This window comes from Actinomycetospora termitidis, assembly GCF_030286555.1.
GTDB lineage: Bacteria > Actinomycetota > Actinomycetes > Mycobacteriales > Pseudonocardiaceae > Actinomycetospora > Actinomycetospora termitidis.
On record NZ_JASVWF010000001.1, the window covers coordinates 918957 to 937972 of the forward strand.

The 19016-nt window shown below is 73.8% G+C and carries 19 protein-coding genes; 4 read left to right on the top strand and 15 right to left on the bottom strand.

Translation table 11 applies throughout. The features are described 5' to 3' along the window. Position 1: 1 nt before the first annotated feature. The gene (locus QRT03_RS04500) at positions 2-946 is read left to right on the top strand and encodes a slipin family protein (RefSeq protein ID WP_286051311.1); all 945 of its coding nucleotides are present in this window, start codon (positions 2-4) and stop codon (positions 944-946) included. On the opposite strand, the gene QRT03_RS04505 is transcribed toward QRT03_RS04500, so the two are convergent. From QRT03_RS04505 to QRT03_RS04515, 3 genes are read right to left on the bottom strand one after another with little or no spacing between them, the layout of a single operon-like run. Next, entirely contained in the window at positions 934-1119 is a 186-nt protein-coding gene (locus QRT03_RS04505; RefSeq protein ID WP_286051312.1) for a DUF1707 SHOCT-like domain-containing protein, read from the bottom strand. The two genes, QRT03_RS04500 and QRT03_RS04505, sit on opposite strands and share 13 nt — an antisense overlap. A gap of 4 nt (positions 1120-1123) precedes the next feature. After that, positions 1124-2335, bottom strand: a complete 1212-nt coding sequence (locus QRT03_RS04510; protein ID WP_286052046.1) for an RNA polymerase sigma factor — start codon at positions 2333-2335, stop codon at positions 1124-1126. Between the two features lie 5 nt (positions 2336-2340). Then, complete coding sequence (locus QRT03_RS04515; RefSeq protein ID WP_286052047.1) at positions 2341-2703, bottom strand: YciI family protein; 363 nt, start codon at positions 2701-2703, stop codon at positions 2341-2343. Positions 2704-2793: 90 nt separating this feature from the next. On the opposite strand from QRT03_RS04515, the gene QRT03_RS04520 reads away from it, so the two are divergent. Further along, positions 2794-3225 carry a YybH family protein gene (locus tag QRT03_RS04520; RefSeq protein ID WP_286051313.1) on the top strand — a complete coding sequence of 144 codons (432 nt, stop codon included), beginning with the start codon at positions 2794-2796 and terminating at the stop codon, positions 3223-3225. 60 nt (positions 3226-3285) lie between these two features. After that, the gene (locus tag QRT03_RS04525; RefSeq protein ID WP_286051314.1) at positions 3286-3597 is read left to right on the top strand and encodes a DUF3040 domain-containing protein; all 312 of its coding nucleotides are present in this window, start codon (positions 3286-3288) and stop codon (positions 3595-3597) included. Here the strand turns inward: QRT03_RS04525 and glsA are convergent, their stop codons facing one another. The 3 genes from glsA to QRT03_RS04540 all read right to left on the bottom strand — a co-directional run bounded on the left by glsA (position 3598) and on the right by QRT03_RS04540 (position 9310). Next, entirely contained in the window at positions 3598-4590 is a 993-nt protein-coding gene (glsA, locus tag QRT03_RS04530; RefSeq protein ID WP_286051315.1) for a glutaminase A, read from the bottom strand. 25 nt (positions 4591-4615) lie between these two features. Further along, a complete protein-coding gene (gene hrpA / locus QRT03_RS04535; RefSeq protein ID WP_425604773.1) occupies positions 4616-8686 on the bottom strand; it encodes an ATP-dependent RNA helicase HrpA in 4071 nt (1356 codons plus the stop codon). 159 nt (positions 8687-8845) lie between these two features. Beyond that, positions 8846-9310 carry a GNAT family N-acetyltransferase gene (locus QRT03_RS04540; RefSeq protein WP_286051317.1) on the bottom strand — a complete coding sequence of 155 codons (465 nt, stop codon included), beginning with the start codon at positions 9308-9310 and terminating at the stop codon, positions 8846-8848. A 106-nt stretch (positions 9311-9416) separates the two neighbouring features. Between QRT03_RS04540 and QRT03_RS04545 the strand changes: the two genes are divergently transcribed. Continuing rightward, a complete protein-coding gene (locus QRT03_RS04545) occupies positions 9417-9842 on the top strand; it encodes a hypothetical protein (protein WP_286051318.1) in 426 nt (141 codons plus the stop codon). Here QRT03_RS04545 and QRT03_RS04550 read toward each other — a convergent pair. From QRT03_RS04550 to QRT03_RS04590, 9 genes are all read right to left on the bottom strand, one after another. Continuing rightward, a complete protein-coding gene (locus QRT03_RS04550) occupies positions 9823-10293 on the bottom strand; it encodes a CoA-binding protein (protein WP_286051319.1) in 471 nt (156 codons plus the stop codon). The genes QRT03_RS04545 and QRT03_RS04550 overlap by 20 nt on opposite strands. Beyond that, entirely contained in the window at positions 10293-11594 is a 1302-nt protein-coding gene (locus QRT03_RS04555) for an O-acetylhomoserine aminocarboxypropyltransferase/cysteine synthase family protein (protein WP_286052049.1), read from the bottom strand. The genes QRT03_RS04550 and QRT03_RS04555 overlap by 1 nt, the downstream gene beginning before the upstream one ends. A gap of 49 nt (positions 11595-11643) precedes the next feature. Next, positions 11644-12234 carry a hypothetical protein gene (locus QRT03_RS04560; RefSeq protein ID WP_286051320.1) on the bottom strand — a complete coding sequence of 197 codons (591 nt, stop codon included), beginning with the start codon at positions 12232-12234 and terminating at the stop codon, positions 11644-11646. A 164-nt stretch (positions 12235-12398) separates the two neighbouring features. Further along, positions 12399-13553 (bottom strand): acyl-CoA dehydrogenase family protein, encoded by a 1155-nt coding sequence (locus QRT03_RS04565; RefSeq protein ID WP_286051321.1) that lies wholly within the window; start codon positions 13551-13553, stop codon positions 12399-12401. Beyond that, positions 13550-15064 (bottom strand): acyl-CoA synthetase, encoded by a 1515-nt coding sequence (locus QRT03_RS04570; protein ID WP_286051322.1) that lies wholly within the window; start codon positions 15062-15064, stop codon positions 13550-13552. The genes QRT03_RS04565 and QRT03_RS04570 overlap by 4 nt, the downstream gene beginning before the upstream one ends. Before the next feature lie 73 nt (positions 15065-15137). Continuing rightward, the gene (locus QRT03_RS04575) at positions 15138-15494 is read right to left on the bottom strand and encodes a hypothetical protein (protein ID WP_286051323.1); all 357 of its coding nucleotides are present in this window, start codon (positions 15492-15494) and stop codon (positions 15138-15140) included. A 123-nt stretch (positions 15495-15617) separates the two neighbouring features. Further along, positions 15618-16274: a response regulator gene (locus QRT03_RS04580; protein WP_286051324.1), complete on the bottom strand. Its 657-nt coding sequence runs from the start codon at positions 16272-16274 to the stop codon at positions 15618-15620. Between the two features lie 4 nt (positions 16275-16278). Continuing rightward, positions 16279-17529 (bottom strand): sensor histidine kinase, encoded by a 1251-nt coding sequence (locus QRT03_RS04585; RefSeq protein WP_286051325.1) that lies wholly within the window; start codon positions 17527-17529, stop codon positions 16279-16281. A gap of 84 nt (positions 17530-17613) precedes the next feature. Further along, complete coding sequence (locus QRT03_RS04590) at positions 17614-19014, bottom strand: purine-cytosine permease family protein (protein ID WP_286051326.1); 1401 nt, start codon at positions 19012-19014, stop codon at positions 17614-17616. Positions 19015-19016 lie beyond the last annotated feature (2 nt).

Genomic DNA, 19016 nt, shown 5'->3' on the forward strand with positions numbered 1-19016 from the left:
CATGGAGATCCTGGTCGTCCTGTTGGTGGTGGTGGCGCTGGTCGTGCTGACGACCGGTGGCGCCGCCGTGCACTCCGTGCAGCAGTACCAGCGCGGCGTGGTGCTGCGCTTCGGCCGGCTGCTGCCGGCGGTCCGCGAGCCGGGCCTGCGGGTGATCGTCCCGTTCGTCGACCGCATGACGAAGGTGCCGGTCCAGACCACGGTGCTCGACGTGCCGTCGCAGAACGCGATCACCCGCGACAACGTCACGATCGGCGTGGACGCGGTCGTCTACTTCAAGGTGACCGACCCGGTGCGCGCCGTCGTGAACGTCGACGACTACCTGCGCGCCACCTCGCAGGTCGCCCAGACCTCGATGCGCTCGGTGATCGGCCGCGCGGACCTCGACACGTTGCTCGCCGACCGCGAGCAGATCAACGGCGAGCTCCGGGCCGTGATCGACGCACCCACCGAGGACTGGGGCGTCAGCATCGATCGCGTCGAGATCAAGGACATCGCCCTGCCCGAGGGCATGCGGCGGTCGATGTCCCGGCAGGCCGAGGCCGAGCGGGACCGCCGCGCCCGGGTGATCAGCGCGGAGGGTGAGCTCGAGGCCTCGGAGAAGCTCACCCAGGCCTCCGAGCGGATGAGCTCCGCACCGGGCGCGCTGCAGCTCCGGCTGCTGCAGACCGTGACCGACGTGGCCTCGGACAAGAACTCGACGCTGGTCATGCCCCTGCCGGTGGAACTGCTGCGGTTCCTCGAGCGGGGCGCCGGAGCGTCGTCGGGCGGCACCCCGGCGTCCACCCCGACCGACGGCGGGTCCGCCGCGCTCGAGGACGTCGCCGCCGCGGCCCGGGCCGCGATCGGTCCCGTGCCGTCGTCGCCCGACGCCGCCCGGGAGCAGGAGGAGTCCCCCACCCCGACGTCGGACCCCGTGCCGAACGGGACGGGTCACCAGAGGTGACCGGGTAGGTCCTTCGTCAGGTCGGAGAGCTCTCCACGGGTCGTCGCGGCGTACGCCGCGGCGACCCGTTCGTCGTACTCGACCGGGGTGAGCCGACCGTTCTCCAGGGCCCGGTCCAGCCGTTGCACGGTCAGGTTCCGTTCGGCGTCGGACGCGCGCACCCCGTCGGCCATGGGGTCATTCTGCCGTGTCCACCCGGGACGCCCGGTCGAGCAGGTAGGCCCGTTCCGGTCCGGAGAGCGCGCGCCGCGCCGCGTCCCGGTAGGCGACGACGGCCTCGTCGGCCCGGCCGGCGGCCTCGGCCAGGTGCCCGCGGACGGCGGGCACGCGGTGGTGGTCGCGCAGCCCGGGCTCGTCGAGGGCGTCCAGGGCGGCCAGCGCCACCTCCGGACCCTCCACCTCGGCGAGGGCCACGAGCCGTCCGAGGCGGGTCATCGGGTCGGGCCAGAACCCGACCAGGATGTCGTAGAGCGCGAGGATCTGCGCCCAGTCGGTGTCCTCGCTGCGCCCGGCCTCGGCGTGCACCGCGGCGATCGCCGCCTGCACCGTGTACGGCCCCGGCAGCCCGTCGTGCAGGACTCCGGTGACCAGCGCGGTGCCCTCCGCGACCCGCGTGGCGTCCCAGCGGGTGCGGTCCTGCTCGGCGAGCGGGACGAGCCCGCCGTCGGGAGCGGTCCGGGCCGCCCGGCGGGCATCGGTCAGGAGCATGAGGGCGAGCAGGCCGGCCGCCTCGCCGCGTTCGGGCACGTCCGCCAGGGCGTCGACGAGCGTGCGGGTGAGGCGGATCGCCTCCTCGGTGAGGTCGGTGCGCGCCAGCACATCGCCCGCACTCGCCGTGTGGCCCTCGGTGAACACCAGCGACAGCACCGCGAGGACGGCCGGGAGGCGGGCGCGGCGCTCGTCGTCGTCCGGGTCGGCGAACGTGCGCCCGACCTCGGTCAGCTTCGCCTTCGCGCGGCTGATCCGTTGCGCCACCGTCGCCTCCGGCAGCAGCAGCCCCCGCGCGATCTCGGCGGTCGTCAGGCCCCCGACCGCCCGGAGCGTCAGCGCCACCTGACTGGGCACCCGCAGCGCGGGGTGGCAGCAGAGCAGCAGCAGGGCGACCGCATCGTCGCCCGGGGTCGCCTCCGCGGGCGGCGGCTCGCGACGGGCGTCGTTCTCCTCCCGGCGACGGCGGGCCGTGTCCCGCCGGTACCCCTCCACCAACCGGCGGGTCGCGATGGTGACCAGCCAGCCCGTCGGGTTCTCCGGCAGGCCGTCGTCCGCCCAGCTCCGCGCCGCCGCCACGAGCGCCTCCTGCAGGGCGTCCTCGCACGCGTCGAAGTCGCGGTGCCGCCGGGCCAGGACGCCGAGCGCGACCGGCGCGGCGGCCCGGAGCGCCTCGATCACGCTGCTCACATGTCCCAGCCGCTCATGTCGAGCACGGGGCGGACCTCGACCAGCCCCCACACCGCGTCCGGCACCCGCGCCGCGATCTCCTCCGCGCGGGCGGGATCGGCCACGTCGATCAGGTAGAAGCCCGCGAGGTGCTCCTTGGTCTCCGCGAACGGGCCGTCGGCGACGACGGGGCTGCCGTCGGCGGTGGAGACCCACCGTGCCAGCGTCGGATCGGCCAGACCCTCGGAGGCGACCAGCTCGCCGGAGCCCGCGAGCTCACGCGTCAGGGCCAGGTGGTCGCCCCCGAAGCGGTTCCGCTGCTCCGGGGTCAGCGCCTCCCAGCGCTGCGCGAAGTGGGCGTTCGAGTGGAGCAGGATCATGAACTTCACGACGACGGGTCCTCCCGGTCTTCTCGACAATCCGTTCTGCCCGGGTGTCGAGACCGCGCCCGCCGGCCTCGACACCGGGACATGAGCACCCACGAGATTCTCGCCGTCCTGTCCGAACAGCACGAGGCCATCGCGGCCGGCGACGCGGAGCGCGCGATCGCCACCTACGCGCCGCAGCCGGTCGTCTACAGCCTCGCGCCGCCGCTGGTCCAGCACACCCCCGACGGCGACGCAGCCGGCCTCGCCGAGTGGATCGCCTCGTTCACCGCGCCACCGAAGCTCGCCCACCACGACCCGGAGGTCCACGTCTCCGGGGACCTCGCCCTCGTGCACACCCTCACGTCGATGTCGGGGGACAAGGGCGGGGAGTTCACCCTGTGGTTCCGGTCGACCATCGGACTGCGCCGGATCGACGGCCGCTGGCTGGTCGTCCACCAGCACGAGTCGGTGCCCTTCCACATGGACGGGTCGTTCCGCGCCGCGGTCGAGCTGGAGCCCGCGGTGATTGTGTGACGGGCACGTGACGGGCAGAGTGGGCTCCCGGAAGACAACGACGTCGTCCCGGAGTCCGCGATGCCCCTCACCCCGCCCGACCCGGCGCCGCTGACCGGCCCGGAGCAGGCCGTCCTCGCCTCGATCGCCGACCACGAGCACCGGGCCGACGCGCGGTTCGCCGACGCCCTCGCGGTCGGGGTGCTGCCGGTCCCTCGCCGGTCGTGGCGGGTCCGGCTCGTCGTCGCCGTGGTGCTGGTGGCCCTGGCCACGGCGACCGTCCTGCTGTCCGGGGCCTGGTTGCTGGCCCTCGCCGCCGTGGCCCTGCTCGTCGTCGTCCCGACGGGGCTGGTGATCTGGGCCCTGCGTCAGGGACGCGTGGACCCCGACTGATCAGCCCTCCGGGAGCCCCGGCTGGGCGATCCGGCCGAAGACCGACTCCGCGGGGTCGGCGAACACGTGCAGCCCGAAGGTCTCGGAGAGCTCGCGGCACAGGTTGACGCCCCGCACGGAGTTCCCGTGCACGTCGAGCCCGGGCGAGTAGGTCCCGAGCCCGAAGTACTCCGGCAGGACGCAGACGATGCCTCCGGACACCCCGCTCTTGGCCGGTATGCCGACCTCGGTGGCCCAGGTCCCGGCGGCGTCGTACATGCCGCACGACATCATCACGCTGACCACGTCGCGGACGTGGCTGCGCTCCACGGCGCGCTCGCCGGTGAGCGGGTTGACGCCGCCGTTGGCCAGGGTCGCCCCCATGACCGAGAGCTCGGCCGCGGTGACCGTGATCGAGCAGGCCGACAGGTACACCTCGACGGTGCGGTCGATGTCGCCGTGCAGCATGCCGAGGGAGCGCATCAGGTAGCAGAGCCCGATGTTGCGGTCGTTGTTCGCGAGCTGTTCGTCGAGGACGGCGCGGTCGACGTCGAGGTCGGGGTTGCCGGTGTAGCGGCGGTAGCGGTCCACGATGCGGCCGACCTGGTCCCGGGTGTCGAACCCGTCGACGAGGCTCGCCGCCACCAGGGCACCGGCGTTGATCATCGGGTTGTAGGGCCGGTTGTTGGCCTCGTCGAAGGTGATCGAGTTGAAGGGGTCGCCGGAGGGTTCGACGCCGACGTTGCGCATCACCTCGGCCCGCCCGTGGTCCTCGAGGGCCAGCGCGTAGGTGAACACCTTCGACACCGAGTGCAGGGGGAACCGGACGCTGCAGTCCCCGATCGACCAGCAGGTGCCGTCGACGTTCGTGCCGGCCACGCCGAACAGGTCGCGGTCGGCCTCGGCCTCGGGCGGGTAGTAGGAGACGACGTCGTCGAAGGGACTGCTGCCGTGACGGCGGTGCAGCTCCTCGAGCTGCTCCTGGACGATCTGGCGTTCGGTCGGGTCCACCATGCCCGAAGTGTCCCGTACGCGCGGTTCAGGTGAGCGCGGACAGCGCCTTCGCGATCCGCTGCTCGGAGATCGACCCGGCGGTGCCGATCTCCTGGGCGAACCGGCTGACCCGCAGCTCCTGGATCATCGCGCCCACCGCGTCCCAGCCGTCCCGGTCGAACGTGCGCGGCTCCTGCTCCGCGGCCCGACGGCGGGTGCGGTGGTCCGTCTCGACGGCGTGCACCGCGTCCATCAGCTCGGCGTCCCGGCGCGGGGCCTCGGCGAGCTTGTCCAGGCGGCGGGCCGCCGCCCGCAGCCAGCGCGCGACGTCGGGCAGCCGCGTGACCCCCCAGCGCGTCACGAACCGACCGCCGACCAGCGTCGACAGCTGCGCCCGCACGTCCTCGAGCGCCGGGTCGAGCAGGCCGCTGCCCGGACGGGACCGGAGCCGGTCGAGGGCCCCGCGGACCGCACCGGCCTCGGCGAGCACCGTCTCGGCCCGGGTGAGCACCTCCGCGGCGCCCGCCGGGAGCCGGGCCGCCACGTCGGCACGCAGCCTCTCGAACGCCTCGGGGGTCCAGGCCGGGCCCTTCAGCGCGACCACGAGCCCGTCGACCGCCGCCGCCACGCAGTCCTCGGCGAGGTCGGCCACGTCCCGGTACTCCGACTCCGCCATCGCGCTCTTCAGCCGCAGCGTCGCCCGGTTGTCCAGCGACCGGACCAGCGACCGCGCCGGGGACGGGACCGAGCGCAGCAGCAGCCGCCGCGTGCCGGCCCGCATCGCGTCGCGGGCCTCGAGCGCGGAGTCGAACACACCGACGCCGACCGTCGAACCCTCGTCGACCAGCGCCAGGTGCGCCGTGACCGTGCCTCCGGCGCGCGACTGCTCGCGGGTCCTCGGCAGCTCCCCGACCTCCGCGAACGACGTCAGGCCGCGCCGCTCCAGGCCGTCGGCCACCTTCGCGACGGCGGCCCTGGTCTCCTGGGCGTATCGGCGGCGCAGGGCGTTCAGGTCCCCGCCCGACGCGACCTGAGACCCGTCGTCGCGAACGACGGCGAACGTCAGCCGCAGGTGCGACGGCAGGCCGGCCACGTTCCACGCGTCGAGGGGCACGTCGACGCCGGAGAGCCGCTTGACCGCCTCCGAGAGCGCCCCGAGCAGCGACTCGCCCTCGGCGGGGCGTCGGTCGGCGGCCAGCCGGGCGAGCAGCGCGCGGGCGGTGTCCGGCGCCGGCACCAGTGAGCGGCGCAGTGGCTTGGGCAACGACCGGACGAGCGAGGTCAGCATCTCCTCGCGCAGCCCGGGCACCTGCCAGGCGAGGTCCTCCGCGCGGACCTGCCCCAGCACCGCGAGCGGGACCGTGACGGTGACGCCGTCGGTGTCGGTGCCCGGTTCGAAGGCGTAGGAGAGCGGGAGCGTCAGGCCGCCGGCCTGCCACTGGTCGGGGAAGGCGCGCTCGTCGGGGGCCTCGTGGGCGAGCAGTGCCGCGGGGTCGAGGTCGAGCAGCCGCGGCTGACGGCGGGACTCCTTCTGCCACCACCGGTCGAAGTGCCGGACCGAGACGACGGAGGCGGGCACGCGCTCGTCGTAGAAGCGGTAGATCGTCTCCTCGTCGACGAGCAGCTCGCGGCGAGCGCGGCGCTCCATCTCGGCGACGCGCTCCAGCTCGGCGGCGTTGCGACGCACGAACTCGTGCCGGCTCGTCCACTCGCCCTGCACCAGGGCGTGCCGGAGGAACAGCTCTCGGGAGAGCTCCGGGTCGATGCGGCCGAAGTCGACGCTGCGGTCCATCGCGAGCGGGACCCCGAAGAGGGTCACCCGCTCCGTCGCCACGGCCGACCCGCGGCGCTTGGACCAGCGCGGCTCGGAGTACGTCCGCGTGACGAGGTCGCCCGCGGCCTCCTCCGCCCAGCGGGGGTCGATGCCCGCGACGGTGCGGGCCCACAGGCGCGAGGTCTCGACGAGCTCCGCGGCCATGACGAAGGCCGGCGGCCGCTTCGCGAGCGACGAGCCCGGCCAGAGGGCGAAGCGGGCGCCGCGACTGCCCTCGAACTCCGTGATGGGGCGCCGCTTCGGCCTCGGTTGGCCCTGCTTCGGCTTCGGCGGCTCCAGGGCGAGCCCGAGCTGCGAGAGCAGTCCGGTGAGCAGCGCCTGGTGCACGCGGTCGGCGAGGTCCTTGGTGATCTCCTCGGCCGGCTGGTTCCGCGTGAGGCCGAGCTCGTCGCCGAGCTGACGCAGCTGCGCCGCGAGGTCCTGCCACTCCCGGATGCGCAGGAAGTTCAGGTACTCCGCGGCGCACTGCCTGCGGAACCGGTTCCCGGAGAGCTCTCGGCGCTGCGTCCGGACGTGCTCCCACAGGTGCAGCCAGGACAGGAAGTCCGAGCGCGGGTCGGCGAACCGGGCGTGCGCGGCGTCGGCCTCGGCGGTCTTCTCGGTCGGGCGCTCGCGGGGGTCCTGGGCGGAGAGCCCGGCGGCGATGACGGTGACCTCGTGCAGGCAGCCGAGCTGGTCGGCGGCCAGGATCATGCGGGCGATGCGCGGATCGACGGGGAGACGGGCCAACGACCGCCCGACGTCGGTCAGCCGCGTGGCGTCCCCGTCGACGATCGCGCCGAGCTCGGTGAGCAGCCGGACGCCGTCGCGGACCGCGCGGGTCTCCGGCGGGTCGACGAACGGGAACTCCTCGACCGGGCCGAGCTTCGCGCCGGCCATCTGCAGGATCACCGACGCGAGGTTCGTGCGCTGGATCTCGGGGTCGGTGAACTCGGGCCGGGCGTCGAAGTCGTCCTCGGCGTAGAGCCGGATGCAGATGCCGTCCGCGACGCGGCCGCAGCGGCCGGCGCGCTGGGTGGCCGAGGCCTGCGAGATCTTCTCGATCGGCAGCCGCTGCACCTTCGTGCGCTGGCTGTAGCGCGAGATGCGGGCGTAGCCGGGATCGATGACGTACCGGATGCCGGGCACCGTGAGCGACGTCTCGGCGACGTTGGTGGCGAGGACGATGCGGCGCCGGTTGCTGCGTCCCGGCTCGAACACCCGGTGCTGCTCGGCGGCGGAGAGCCGGGCGTAGAGCGGGAGGACGTCGAGCGGGTCGGTCGGCGAGTCCGGCAGGGCGTTCAGCGCGTCCGCCGTGTCGCGGATCTCGCGCTCGCCGGCGAGGAAGACGAGCACGTCGCCCGGGCCCTCACGGCGCAGCTCGGTGACCGCGTCGACGATGCCGTCGAGCTGGTCGCGCTCCTCGGCCTCCGGGTGATCCGGGTCGACCAGCGGCTCGTAGCGGATCTCCACCGGGAATGTCCGCCCGGAGACCTCGATGATCGGCGCGTCGCCGAAGTGCGCGGAGAAGCGTTCCGGGTCGATCGTCGCCGAGGTGATGATCACCTTGAGGTCGGGACGCCGCGGCAGCAGCTGCGCGAGGTAGCCGAGCAGGAAGTCGATGTTGAGGCTGCGCTCGTGCGCCTCGTCGATGATCAGCGTGTCGTAGCGGCGCAGCAGCCGGTCCTGCTGGATCTCGGCGAGCAGGATGCCGTCGGTCATCAGCTTGACCAGCGTGTCCTCGCTCGCCCGGCTGGTGAACCGCACCTGGTAGCCGACGACGTCGGAGTCGCCCGTCCCCAGCTCCTCGGCGACCCGCTCGGCGACGGTGCGCGCGGCGATCCGGCGCGGCTGGGTGTGCCCGATGGTCCCGGTGACGCCGCGGCCCAGTTCCAGGGCGATCTTCGGCAGCTGCGTCGTCTTGCCCGACCCGGTCTCGCCGGCGACCACCACGACCTGGTGGTGCTCCAGCGCCTCCTTGATGTCGTCGACGCGCGCCGAGATCGGCAGCTGCTCGGGGTAGGAGACGGCCGGCACCGAGGCGCGGCGACGCTCGAGGCGCTGCTCGGCGCGCTCGACGTCACCGGCGATCTTCCCGAGCGTGCCCGCCCGCTTCTCCTCGTCGCCGATCTTCCGCGCCCCGTCGAGGCGGCGGGCCAGCCGATGGGACTCGGCGCCGCCGAGGGCGCGCACGCGCCGCTGCAGGTCGGACAGCTCGGCGCTGGCGGTGGTCGCTGTGGTCACTCCGGTCCCGGGGTCGAACGGCTCTACGGGTCGACGCCGACGGCGGACCCGACATCCCATTGTCCCCTCCCGCGCGACCCGGTTCCGAGCGAAGGGCCCCATCGGTCGGATAGACGGGCGGTTGGCGCCCTTCGCCAACAGCCGTCCGTTCCGGCGGTGGGCGCCCTTCGCCGGGTAGGTCGAGCGACGGGGCCCTTCGCTCGGAATCCGACCTCGCCGTCAGAGCGTGAGCTTGAAGCCCACGTGGCTCGCGGTGAAGCCGAGGCGCTCGTAGAACCGGTGCGCGTCGCGCCGCTCGACCGCGCTCGTGAGCTGCACGAGCCCGCATCCCCGGCGTCGGGACTCGTCGACGGCCCAGCGGATCATCCAGCCGCCGAGTCCGAGACCCCGGTGGGACGCCGCGACGTGGACCGCCTCGATCTGCCCGCGCCACGCCCCACGCCGGGCGAGGCCGGGCAGGAACGAGAGCTGGAGGGTCCCGACGACGGGTCCGCCGCGGTCGGTCGCCACCACCAGGAGATGCCTCGGGTCGGCGTCGATCGCCGCGAACGCCCGCTCGTAGTCGGCCAGGTCCCCCGTCCCCGGAGTCGCCCCGGGCCGCCGAGACCGGGTCGGAGCCGAACAGGGCGGCGAGCTCCGGGACGTCGTCGGCCCGCCCGCGTCGCAGACACAGCTCGTGCTCATCGATCTCATACCGGGCCAGTACCTCGGAGCGCATATTGTTCCTTCAAGTGTCGTGCCCGCGGATCTCCGGGTATGCGCGCCCATCCCAGCGACGAGGAGACTCTCGATGGCCCCCACCACGGGCACCCTGTCCGCCCGACGGACCTCAGACCCGATCCTGACGACGGTCCGCGTCTTCGCGGTCCTGACGGTCGTGAACCTCCTCTGGCAGTTCGTGACGGCGGGCGAGTTCATCGGTCCGGCGGGCGACGAGGCCTGGGAGGCCCCGCACGCGACCGGCGCGATCGTGCTCCACGTCGTGTCCGGCCTCGCGATGATCGCCGCCTTCGCGCTGTGGCGCCTGCGCGGAGCCGCGCTGTGGCCGGCGGCCACCGCGCTGGTCGTGTTCGTGCTGAGCTTCGTGCAGGCCTACTTCGGCATGGGCTCGACGATGTGGATCCACGTGCCCGGCGCCTCGATCCTGACGATCGGCGCCGTGGCCGTCGCGGTGTGGTCGTTCCTGCCGCAGGCGGTCACCGGCGCTTCGCGCTGATCACGCCCGTGTTGAAGCCCGCGAGGTGGAGCCCGCCGTGGAAGCGGGCGTGCTCCACCTTGAGGCACCGGTCCATGACCACGGTCAGGCCGGCCTCCTCGCCGCGGCGGGCCAGGTCCTCGTCGTAGAGCCCGAACTGCAGCCAGAAGGTCTTCGCGCCGGCCTCGATCGTCGCGTCCAGCACCGAGGGCAGGTCCTCCGGCCGCCGGAAGACGTCGACGAGGTCGATCGCCACCGGCACGTCGGCCAGCGACGGGTAGACCGGCCGGCCGAGGATCTCGTCGGCGTTCGGGTTGACGAAGTAGACGTCGAAGTCGGTGCTCGAGAGCAGGTAGGTCGCGACGAAGTTCGAGGCGCGTGCCGGGTTCGCCGACGCACCGACCATCGCGACCGTCTTCGTGTCCCGCAGGATCTGCTGCCGGTCGAGTGCGGTGGGGCCGTCCCAGCCCATCAGGCCTCCTTCACGGCGGCGGTGAGGGCCTGGTCCAGGTCCCACAGGATGTCGTCGACGTCCTCGATGCCGACGCTGATGCGGATCAGGTCGGGCCGGACGCCGCCCTGCAGCAGCTGGTCCTCGGACAGCTGCTGGTGGGTGGTCGACGCCGGGTGCAGGACGAGCGTGCGGGCGTCGCCGATGTTCGCGAGGTGGCTGCAGAGCTGCACGGACTCGATGAAGCGACGTCCGGCCTCGCGACCGCCGCGGACCCCGAACGCGAAGACGGCCCCCGGCCCCTGCGGCAGGTAGTGCCGGGCCCGCTCGTGGTGCGGGTGGCTGGGCAGCCCCGAGAACCGGACCCAGTCGACGCGGTCGTCCGCGTCGAGCCACTCCGCCACCCGCTGCGCGTTCGCCACGTGGGCGGCCATGCGCTGGGGCAGCGTCTCCACGCCCTGCAGCAGCAGGAACGCCGAGTGCGGGGACAGCGAGGCGCCGATGTCGCGCAGCTGCTCGGACCGCAGCTTCGTCAGGAAGCCGTACTCCTGGAAGTTGCCCCACCAGCTCAGGCCGCCGTAGGAGGGGATCGGCTCGGTCATCTGCGGGAACTTCCCGTTGCCCCAGTCGAACCGGCCGGACTCGCAGACCACGCCGCCGAGCGTGGTGCCGTGCCCGCCGAGGAACTTCGTCGCCGAGTGGATCACGATGTCGGCGCCGTGCTCCATCGGCCGGCACAGGTAGGGCGTGGCGGTGGTGGCGTCGATGATCAGCGGGATGCCGGCGGAGTGCGCGACCTCGGCCAGCGCCTCGACGTCGGTGACCTCGCCGGACGGGTTGGTGACGAGCTCCGCGAACACGAACCGGGTCTTCTCGGTGATCGCGGCCCGGAAGGCCTCCGGGTCGTCCCCCGCGACGAACGTCGTGTCGACGCCGAAGCGGCGCAGCGTGACGTCGAGCTGGGTGACGGTGCCGCCGTAGAGGCTCGCGGCGCTGACGACGTGGTCGCCCGCCCCGGCCAGGCAGGCGAAGGTGAGGAACTCCGCGGCCTGGCCCGACGCCGTCGCGACCGCCCCGAGCGCACCCTCGAGGCTCGCGACGCGCTCCTCGAAGGCCGCCACGGTCGGGTTCGCGATCCGGCTGTAGATGTTGCCGTACTTCTGCAGGGCGAAGAGGTTCGCCGCGTCGGCCGTGTCCTCGAAGACGAAGCTCGTCGACTGGTAGATCGGGACGGCGCGGGCGCCGACCGACGAGTCGGGCACCGCGCCGGCATGGACCGCGCGCGTCGCGAAGCCCCAGGGTCGTTCCGCCTTCTCCACGATCGCCGTTCTACACGCCCGGTCCGACACCGTCAGCCCGGGCGATGCGACGTCACCGCCGGACGGCGTGGGCGGCGAAGTACTCGTTCGACGGCCGCTGGAACAGGAAGACGAGGTAGCCGATCAGCAGCAGCCCGGCGAGGACCTGCAGGATCGCGCCCGATCCGCCGGCCGCGACGGGCAGCGCGCTGACCAGGGAGGCCGCGCCGGTGCCGAGCGCCCCGAGGATGCCCAGCCCGGCGAGGATCGCCGTCGTGATCCGCGCCCAGGTCGCGCCGGCGCGCACCTTGAGCCCGAACCAGGCGAACAGCGCGACGAACACGATGGTCACCACCAGCCCGACGATCGACGCGATCCCCGAGGTCGACTCGACGGCCTGCAGCATCTGCGGATCGGCGGGCAGGCCGAGGCTCTCGAAGTAGGCGGCGTAGTCGGCCGCCGTCGGCGGGAACAGCACGCCGAGGACCTGGCCGACGAGGTAGAGGGCGAGGGCGGCGAGCCAGAGCCCGAACGCGGTCCGTACCGACGAGGGCTCGGCGGGCGGCGCGCCCCAGCCGGGCTGTGGCTGCCCGTACTGCGGCGGGGGGTACGGCGAGCCGGGACCCGGCTGCTGCGGGTCGGAGGGTCCGAACGGTGCGTTCACACCGCGTAAGCTAGATCACTCGGCCGCTTCCTGGGTGGCCTTCTCGCCCGCTTCGCCCTGCTCGTCGAGGATCTCCTCGCGGGCCTGGGCGATGAGGCTCCGTACGGTGTCGTCCTGCGGCTCGGTCATGGACCGGGCATACCCGCTCGGGCGCATCCCACCCGTCAGTCCAGCCCGAGCCGTGAGGCGATGACCTCGTCCATGATCTCATTCGTCCCGCCGCCGATCCCGAGGATCCGGGCGTCGCGGTAGTGCCGCTCCACCTCGACGCCGTGCAGGTAGCCCGCGCCGCCGTGCAGCTGGACGGCCTCGTTCACCACCCAGTCGCACGCCTCGACGGCCTGGTTCTTGGCCATCGCGAGCTCGGTCACGACGTCCTCGCCGGCCTCCCAGCGCTCGAACACGTCCCGCACGTACACCCGGGCCACGGACGCGCGTCGCGCCATCTGCGCGATGCGGTGCCGGACGACCTGGCGGGTCGACAACGGCGCGCCGAACGTCTCGCGCTGCGTCGCCCACGCGATCGTCAACTCCACGCAGCGCTGGGCGGTCGCGTAGGCCTGCACGGCGAGGGAGAGCCGCTCGGAGCCGAAGCGCTCCATGATCTGGCGGAACCCGCTGCCCTCGGCGCCTACCAGGTTGGACGCCGGCACCCGCACCTCGTCCAGCGAGATCGTCGCGGTGTCCGAGCAGTGCCAGCCCATCTTGCGCAGCGCCGTGCGGTGCACCCCCGGCCGGTCGGTCTCGATCACCAGCAGCGAGATCCCGCGGTGGCCCGGGCCGCCGGTGCGCACCGCCGTCGTCACGAAGTCGGCCCGGGTGCCGGAGGTGATGAAGGTCTTGGCGCCCGTCACCACGTAGTCGTCCCCGTCGCGCACCGCCCGCGTCGTGATTCCCGCGACGTCGGACCCGGTACCGGGTTCGGTGATCCCCAGCGACCCGATCAGCTCGCCGCGCAGGGTCGGCCGCACGAAGCGGTCCACCAGCTCGGGCGACCCGTGCAGCGCGATGTGCGGTGCGGCGATGCCGTGGGTGAACAGGCCCGCGACGACGCCGCTCGACCCGCCCGCGAGGATCAGCTCCTCGGTCGCGACCGCCGAGTCGAGATGCCCGCCCTCGCCGCCGGCGGCCTCCGGGAAGCCGAGGGACAGCAACCCGAGCTCCCCGGCCCGACGGTGCAGCGCGCGCGGCATCGCGCCCGCGTCCTCCCACTCGGCCAACGACGGGACGATCTCCCGCTCGGTGAACCGGCGGACCAGCGCCCGCAGCTCGCGACGCTCCTCGGTGTCCCACTCCGAGCGGGCCACGGTCGCCGTCACCGCGACACCGCCGCGGACGACCCGGCGAACTGCTCGCGCAGCACCCGTTTGAGCAGCTTCCCGGTCGCGTTGCGCGGCAGCTCGGCCACGAACTCCACCCGACGCGGCGCCTTGAAGTGCGCGATCCGCTCGCGGGCGAAGGCGACCAGCTCGTCGGGATCCACCCCCTCGGAGGCCACCACCACGGCCACCACCGCCTCTCCCCATCGCGGGTCGCCGACCCCGATCACGGCCACGTCGGTGACGGCCGGGTGCCGGTGCAGCACCTGCTCCACCTCGACCGGGTACACGTTCTCCCCGCCGGTGATGATCATGTCCTTCTTGCGGTCGACCAGGGTGACGAACCCGTCGTCGTCGGCGGTCCCGAGGTCGCCGGAGTGGAACCAGCCACCGCGCATCGACTCGGCCGTCTCCTCCGGACGGTTCCAGTAGCCGGCGAACACCGTCGGTCCCCGCAGCACCAGTTCGCCGACCTCACCCGGCTCGACGAGCTCGTCGTCGGGACCCACCAGCCGCGCGTCGACGTGCAGGAACGGGCGCCCGACGGACCCGGCGTGCGTGAGGACGTCCTCCGCCTCCAGGAACAGCGCCGCGGGCGACAGCTCCGTCATCCCGAAGCCCTCGGTGAACGTCCACCCCGCCGCGAGGAACCGCTCGATCACGACCACCGGGCACGGCGCCCCGCCCGAGATCGCCCAGCGCAGCGACGGGAACCGTCGGTCGTCCAGGTCGGGGACGCGCGTCAGCGCGGCCCACATCGCCGGGACGAGGAACTGCGTCGTCACGCCCTCGCGGGCCATGAGGTCGAGGAAGCCCGCCGGGTCGAACGACGGCACCACCACGACCGTCCCGCCCGCGTAGAGCAGCGGCAGCGCCGAGAGCCCGAGCGCGCCGATGTGGAACAGCGGCGCGGCGGCGATCGTCACGTCGGTCGAGGCGATCCCGGGCCCCGCGGTGCACAGGTTGACCGCGTTCCACAGCATGTTGTCGTGCGTGAGCACCGCGCCCTTGGGGCGACCGGTGGTCCCGGACGTGTACATGATCACGCACGGCTCGCCGCCCCGGTCCGCGGCCGGTTCGGGTTCCCGACGACGGGTCGGGCCGGGATCGGTGCCCAGGTCCACCAGGGTGGGCGCCGCGTCGAGCTCCGCGACCGCGGCGTCGCCGAGCCCCTCGAAGGCCGTCGAGCGGACCAGCAGCGTCGCCCCCGCGTCGGCCAGCACGAAGGCGACCTCGGCGGGCGCGAGCCGCATGTTGACCGGCACCGCGATCGCGCCGGTCCGCGCGACCGCGAACAGCCACTCCAGGTATGCGCACGAGTTCTCGCCGAGCAACGCGACCCGGTCGCGCGGCCCGACGCCGAGTGCCGCCAGGTCGGCGGCGCGGGCGGCGACGCGGTCGTCGAGCTCGGCGTAGGTGGTCCGCGTCCCGGTCGTCGCGTCGACGAGGGCCACGGCACGCGGTGACCGCTGTGCCCGGCGGGCGACCCAGGCCCCGATGCTCTCGTCCATCCGACTCCCTCGTCGCCGCGCTGGGACCAGCACAACCTGCCCGCACGCCCGGCCGCCCCACAAGGGCGCCGGCTCACCGGGCGGCGCGCAGCAGGTGGACGAAGGCCCACGGCAGGCCGACCAGCACGGTGATCGCCCCGACGATGCCGCCGGCGAGCACGCCCGGCCCGAGGTCCCGGCCGACGGCGGCGGCGGTCGCGAGGCCGGCGGCGAGCGGCACCACCACGACGGCGGGCCAGACGAGGGTCCCCAGCCACTTGTCGGCGGCGCTCCAGCGCGGGCCGGCCCACAGCATCACCACGCCGGCGAACCAGCCGACGACCGGCACCACGAACCCGCCGGCGACCAGCAGCAGCACCGCGGTGACGGTGTAGGCCTCGCTCTGGGCGGGGCGGTAGGGGGTGGGGGCGTCGTGGGTCGTCATGGTCATCGGTGCTCCTCGATCTCGTCGTCTCGCTGACACCGATCGACCCTGCTCGGCGCGGGCGCCCGGGCCATTGGGCGGAAGCACGGGATCCGGCCGCCGGCACCTGGCCGATCGGTCGAGGCGGGATCAGCCGCGGCGGGCCAGCCCGGTCTCCCACGCCCAGACGGCGATCTCGGTCCGGTTGCGGGCGCCGATCTTGCGCTGGGCCGCGGCCACGTGGACCTTCACCGTCGAGAGGCTGATGACGAGGCGCTCGGCGATCTCGGGGTTGGTGTCCCCGGAGGCCACGGCCGCCACGACCTCGGTCTCGCGCCCGGTGAGCGGCTCGGACGGGGCCCGCGACGACGAGGGGCCGGGCGCGGCGAAGTGCTCCAGCAGTCGGGTGGTCACCGACGGGGCGATCATCGACCCGCCGTCCGCGGCGGCCCGGACCGCCTCGGCGAGCAGGCGGGGGCCGGCGTTCTTGAGCAGGAAGCCGCTCGCACCCGCCCGCAACGCCGCGTGGACGTTCTCGTCGAGGTCGAACGTCGTCAGGACGATCACCGGCACCGGGTCGGCGACGTCGGGCCCGGCCAGCAGCCGGGTGGCCTGGATGCCGTCGACGCGCGGCATGCGGATGTCCATGAGCACGACGTCGGGACGCAGCGAGCGCGCGAGGCGGACGGCCTCCTCGCCGTCGCCCGCCTCGCCGACGATCTCGTGCTCGTCGGCCTCGAGCATCATCCGGGCGCCGGAGCGCACCATCGGCTCGTCGTCGGCGAGCAGCACGCGGAGGCCGGCCACCTGATCAGCCTAGTCCGGCGGTCCTCCGGTGCTCCGCGGTCGGCGTGTGGGGCAGCTCGGCCCGCACCCGCCAGCGTCCCCCGCCGACCGGTCCCGCCTCGAGCGTCCCGCCGACGGCGTCGAGTCGTTCGCGCAGGCCGACGAGGCCGTAGCCGGACCCGGGGGCCGGCGGGCCGGACCGGGTCCCGGTGTGCCCGTCGTTCACGACCTCGACCGCGAGGCGCCCGGGATCCGGCACGTCGACCGCGATCCGGACCGTCGTCGCGCCGGGCGCGTGCCGGCGGACGTTCGTCAGGGCCTCGACGGCGACGCGGTGCACCGTGGCGACGAGGTCGGGCGGCGGGTCGACGACGGCGGGATCGACCTCCACCGCCGCGCCCCTCGTCGACGCCGCGGCCTCCTCCAGCGCACCCGCGAGGGTGGTCGCGGACGGTGGCATGGCGTCGAGGTCGCCGACGCCGTCGTCGCTGCGCAGCGCCCCCACCATCCGGCGCATCGCGGCGAGCGCATCGCCGCCGGTGGCCTCGATGGCGGCGAGCAGCTCCCGCGCCCGCTCCGGCACGGCCTCGTCGGCGGCGGCGACCTGCGCGTACATCGTCATGCCCGTGACGTGGTTGCCGATCACGTCGTGCAGCTCGCGCGCCACCCGGAGCCGCTCCTCGGCGCGGATGCGGGCGAGATCGGCGGTCCGGCGGGCGGTGTCGAGGCTGCGCAGCACCACCCCGGTGAGCACCGGGAGCACCGCGATCACGACGACGGGTCCGAGGTCCCAGACCCGCAGCACCGGGCCCCCGTCGCCGTCGACCTGCGGGACGAACGAGCCCAGCGCGACGGCCACCGCCACCGCCACGGCGCTCGCGAGGAACCCGACGACCGGGCGGGCCCGCCGGACCACCGCACCCAGCAGCACCGGGCCCGGCCCCATCTCGAGCATCCACCCCAGCAGCGACAACGGTGAGGGGCCGAGCGGCGCGGTGAGGCCGACCGCCTGGACGGCCAGGACGACGAGGCCGATCGGCACGGCCCGGTCGGGCCGCCGGTACCGGTGCAGCGCGCCCGTCGCGGCGGCGCCCACGAGGAGCAGCACCACCACGAGGGCGACCGGTCCGCCGGGCTCCAGGAAGGGCGGGCCGCCGTCGAACGCCCACAGCAGCGTGAACATCGTCGCGAACACCGCGGCGCTCACCGGGTAGAGCACGCACTCCGCGACGAACGCCGCCCGCCGTCCCCGGGTGATCACCCCCGCGATCGTCACGCGCCGAGGGTGCACCCGCGACCCCGGGGGCGCCTCGACCGGACGCCGGGGATCCCGGCGCCCGGCCTCGGCCGATCGGTCAGGTCACGCGGCGGCGCGCCGCCGCAGCGCCCAGTAGACCGCCGCCGACACGACGAACCCGACCTCGAAGGCGATGTCGCCGATCGTCGGGACCGCCTGCGCCACGAAGCCCGTGAAGGTCGTCTGGTTCGCGAACAGCAGGATCGACACGACGATGCCCGTGAGCATCGCGATCGGGCCGGCGTGGTTGCGGTAGGTGGTGTCGAACAGCAGCTCCTCGCCGGAGCCGCGACGCAGCCACCGGTCGACGAACACGACGGCCAGCCACGGGCCGATCCAGTAGGCGATGATCAGCAGGAAGCCCTCGTAGGCGTGGCCCGCGTCGGCGAGCCCGAACAGCGCGACGACGAAGCCCAGCACCCCGAAGATCCCGACGGCCAGTGCCCGGCGCAGCGTCAGCGGGAGCCGGATGCCGAGCGCCACGAACGACATCGACCCCGAGTAGATGTTGATCGCGTTCGCGGCGACCGCGCCGACCGCGATGCAGAGCAGGGTCAGCGCGGCGAGCCAGCCGGGCAGGTGCCCGGTGAACACCCCGGTCGGGTCGTCGAGCGCGCCGCCACCGATCCCGCCGATCGTCGCCGAGGCCGCGCCGACGGTCTCCAGCACCAGGCAGGGCACGAACACCCCGAGCCCCGCGGCCCAGCCGACGGCGCGCGGGCTGGCGTCGGCGGGCAGGTAGCGGGTGTAGTCGGTGGCGTACGGGTTCCAGCCGGCCGCGTAGCCGAAGGTCGCGCCGACGGTGAGCAGGAACCCGGCGACGGTGCCCGCGGGCTGCCCGCCGGTCGGCACGAACGTGGTGTCGACCTGCGTCAGGATGACCACCGACGTGATCGCGAAGACCACGCCGAGCACCGGCAGCACGACCTTCTCGAACCCGTGGATCAGGTTGTGTCCGAGCAGCGCCACCCCGATCTGCACGAGCGCGACGATCAGCAGCGCCACCCAGCCCGGCATCCCGGTCAGCGTCGAGAGCGCGAGGGCGCCGGACACGCTGTTGACCGCGAACCAGCCGATGCCGCCCACCACGGCGTTCAGCGCGGCGGGCAGCGCGTTGCCGGTGAAGCCGAACCCGAGGCGCGAGAGCACCATCATCGGCACCCCGGCCGCCGGGCCGCGGGACGAGAGCAGCCCGTGAGTCAGCGACCCCAACGCCGTCCCGACCAGGATGCCGAGGAACGCGCCCCAGAACGACAGCGAGAAGGCGCCCACCGCGAGCACGCCGACGAAGATCGTCGCGAACTCCAGGTTCGGCGAGCACCACGTCCAGAACAGCTGACGCGGGCGGCCGTGGCGCTCGGCGAGCGGGATGAACTCCGCCCCGCCGGGTTCGACCGCGACGACCTTGTCGCCGTACGTCCCCTCCCGGAGGACGACGTCCGCTGGTTCCTCGATGACCGACACGT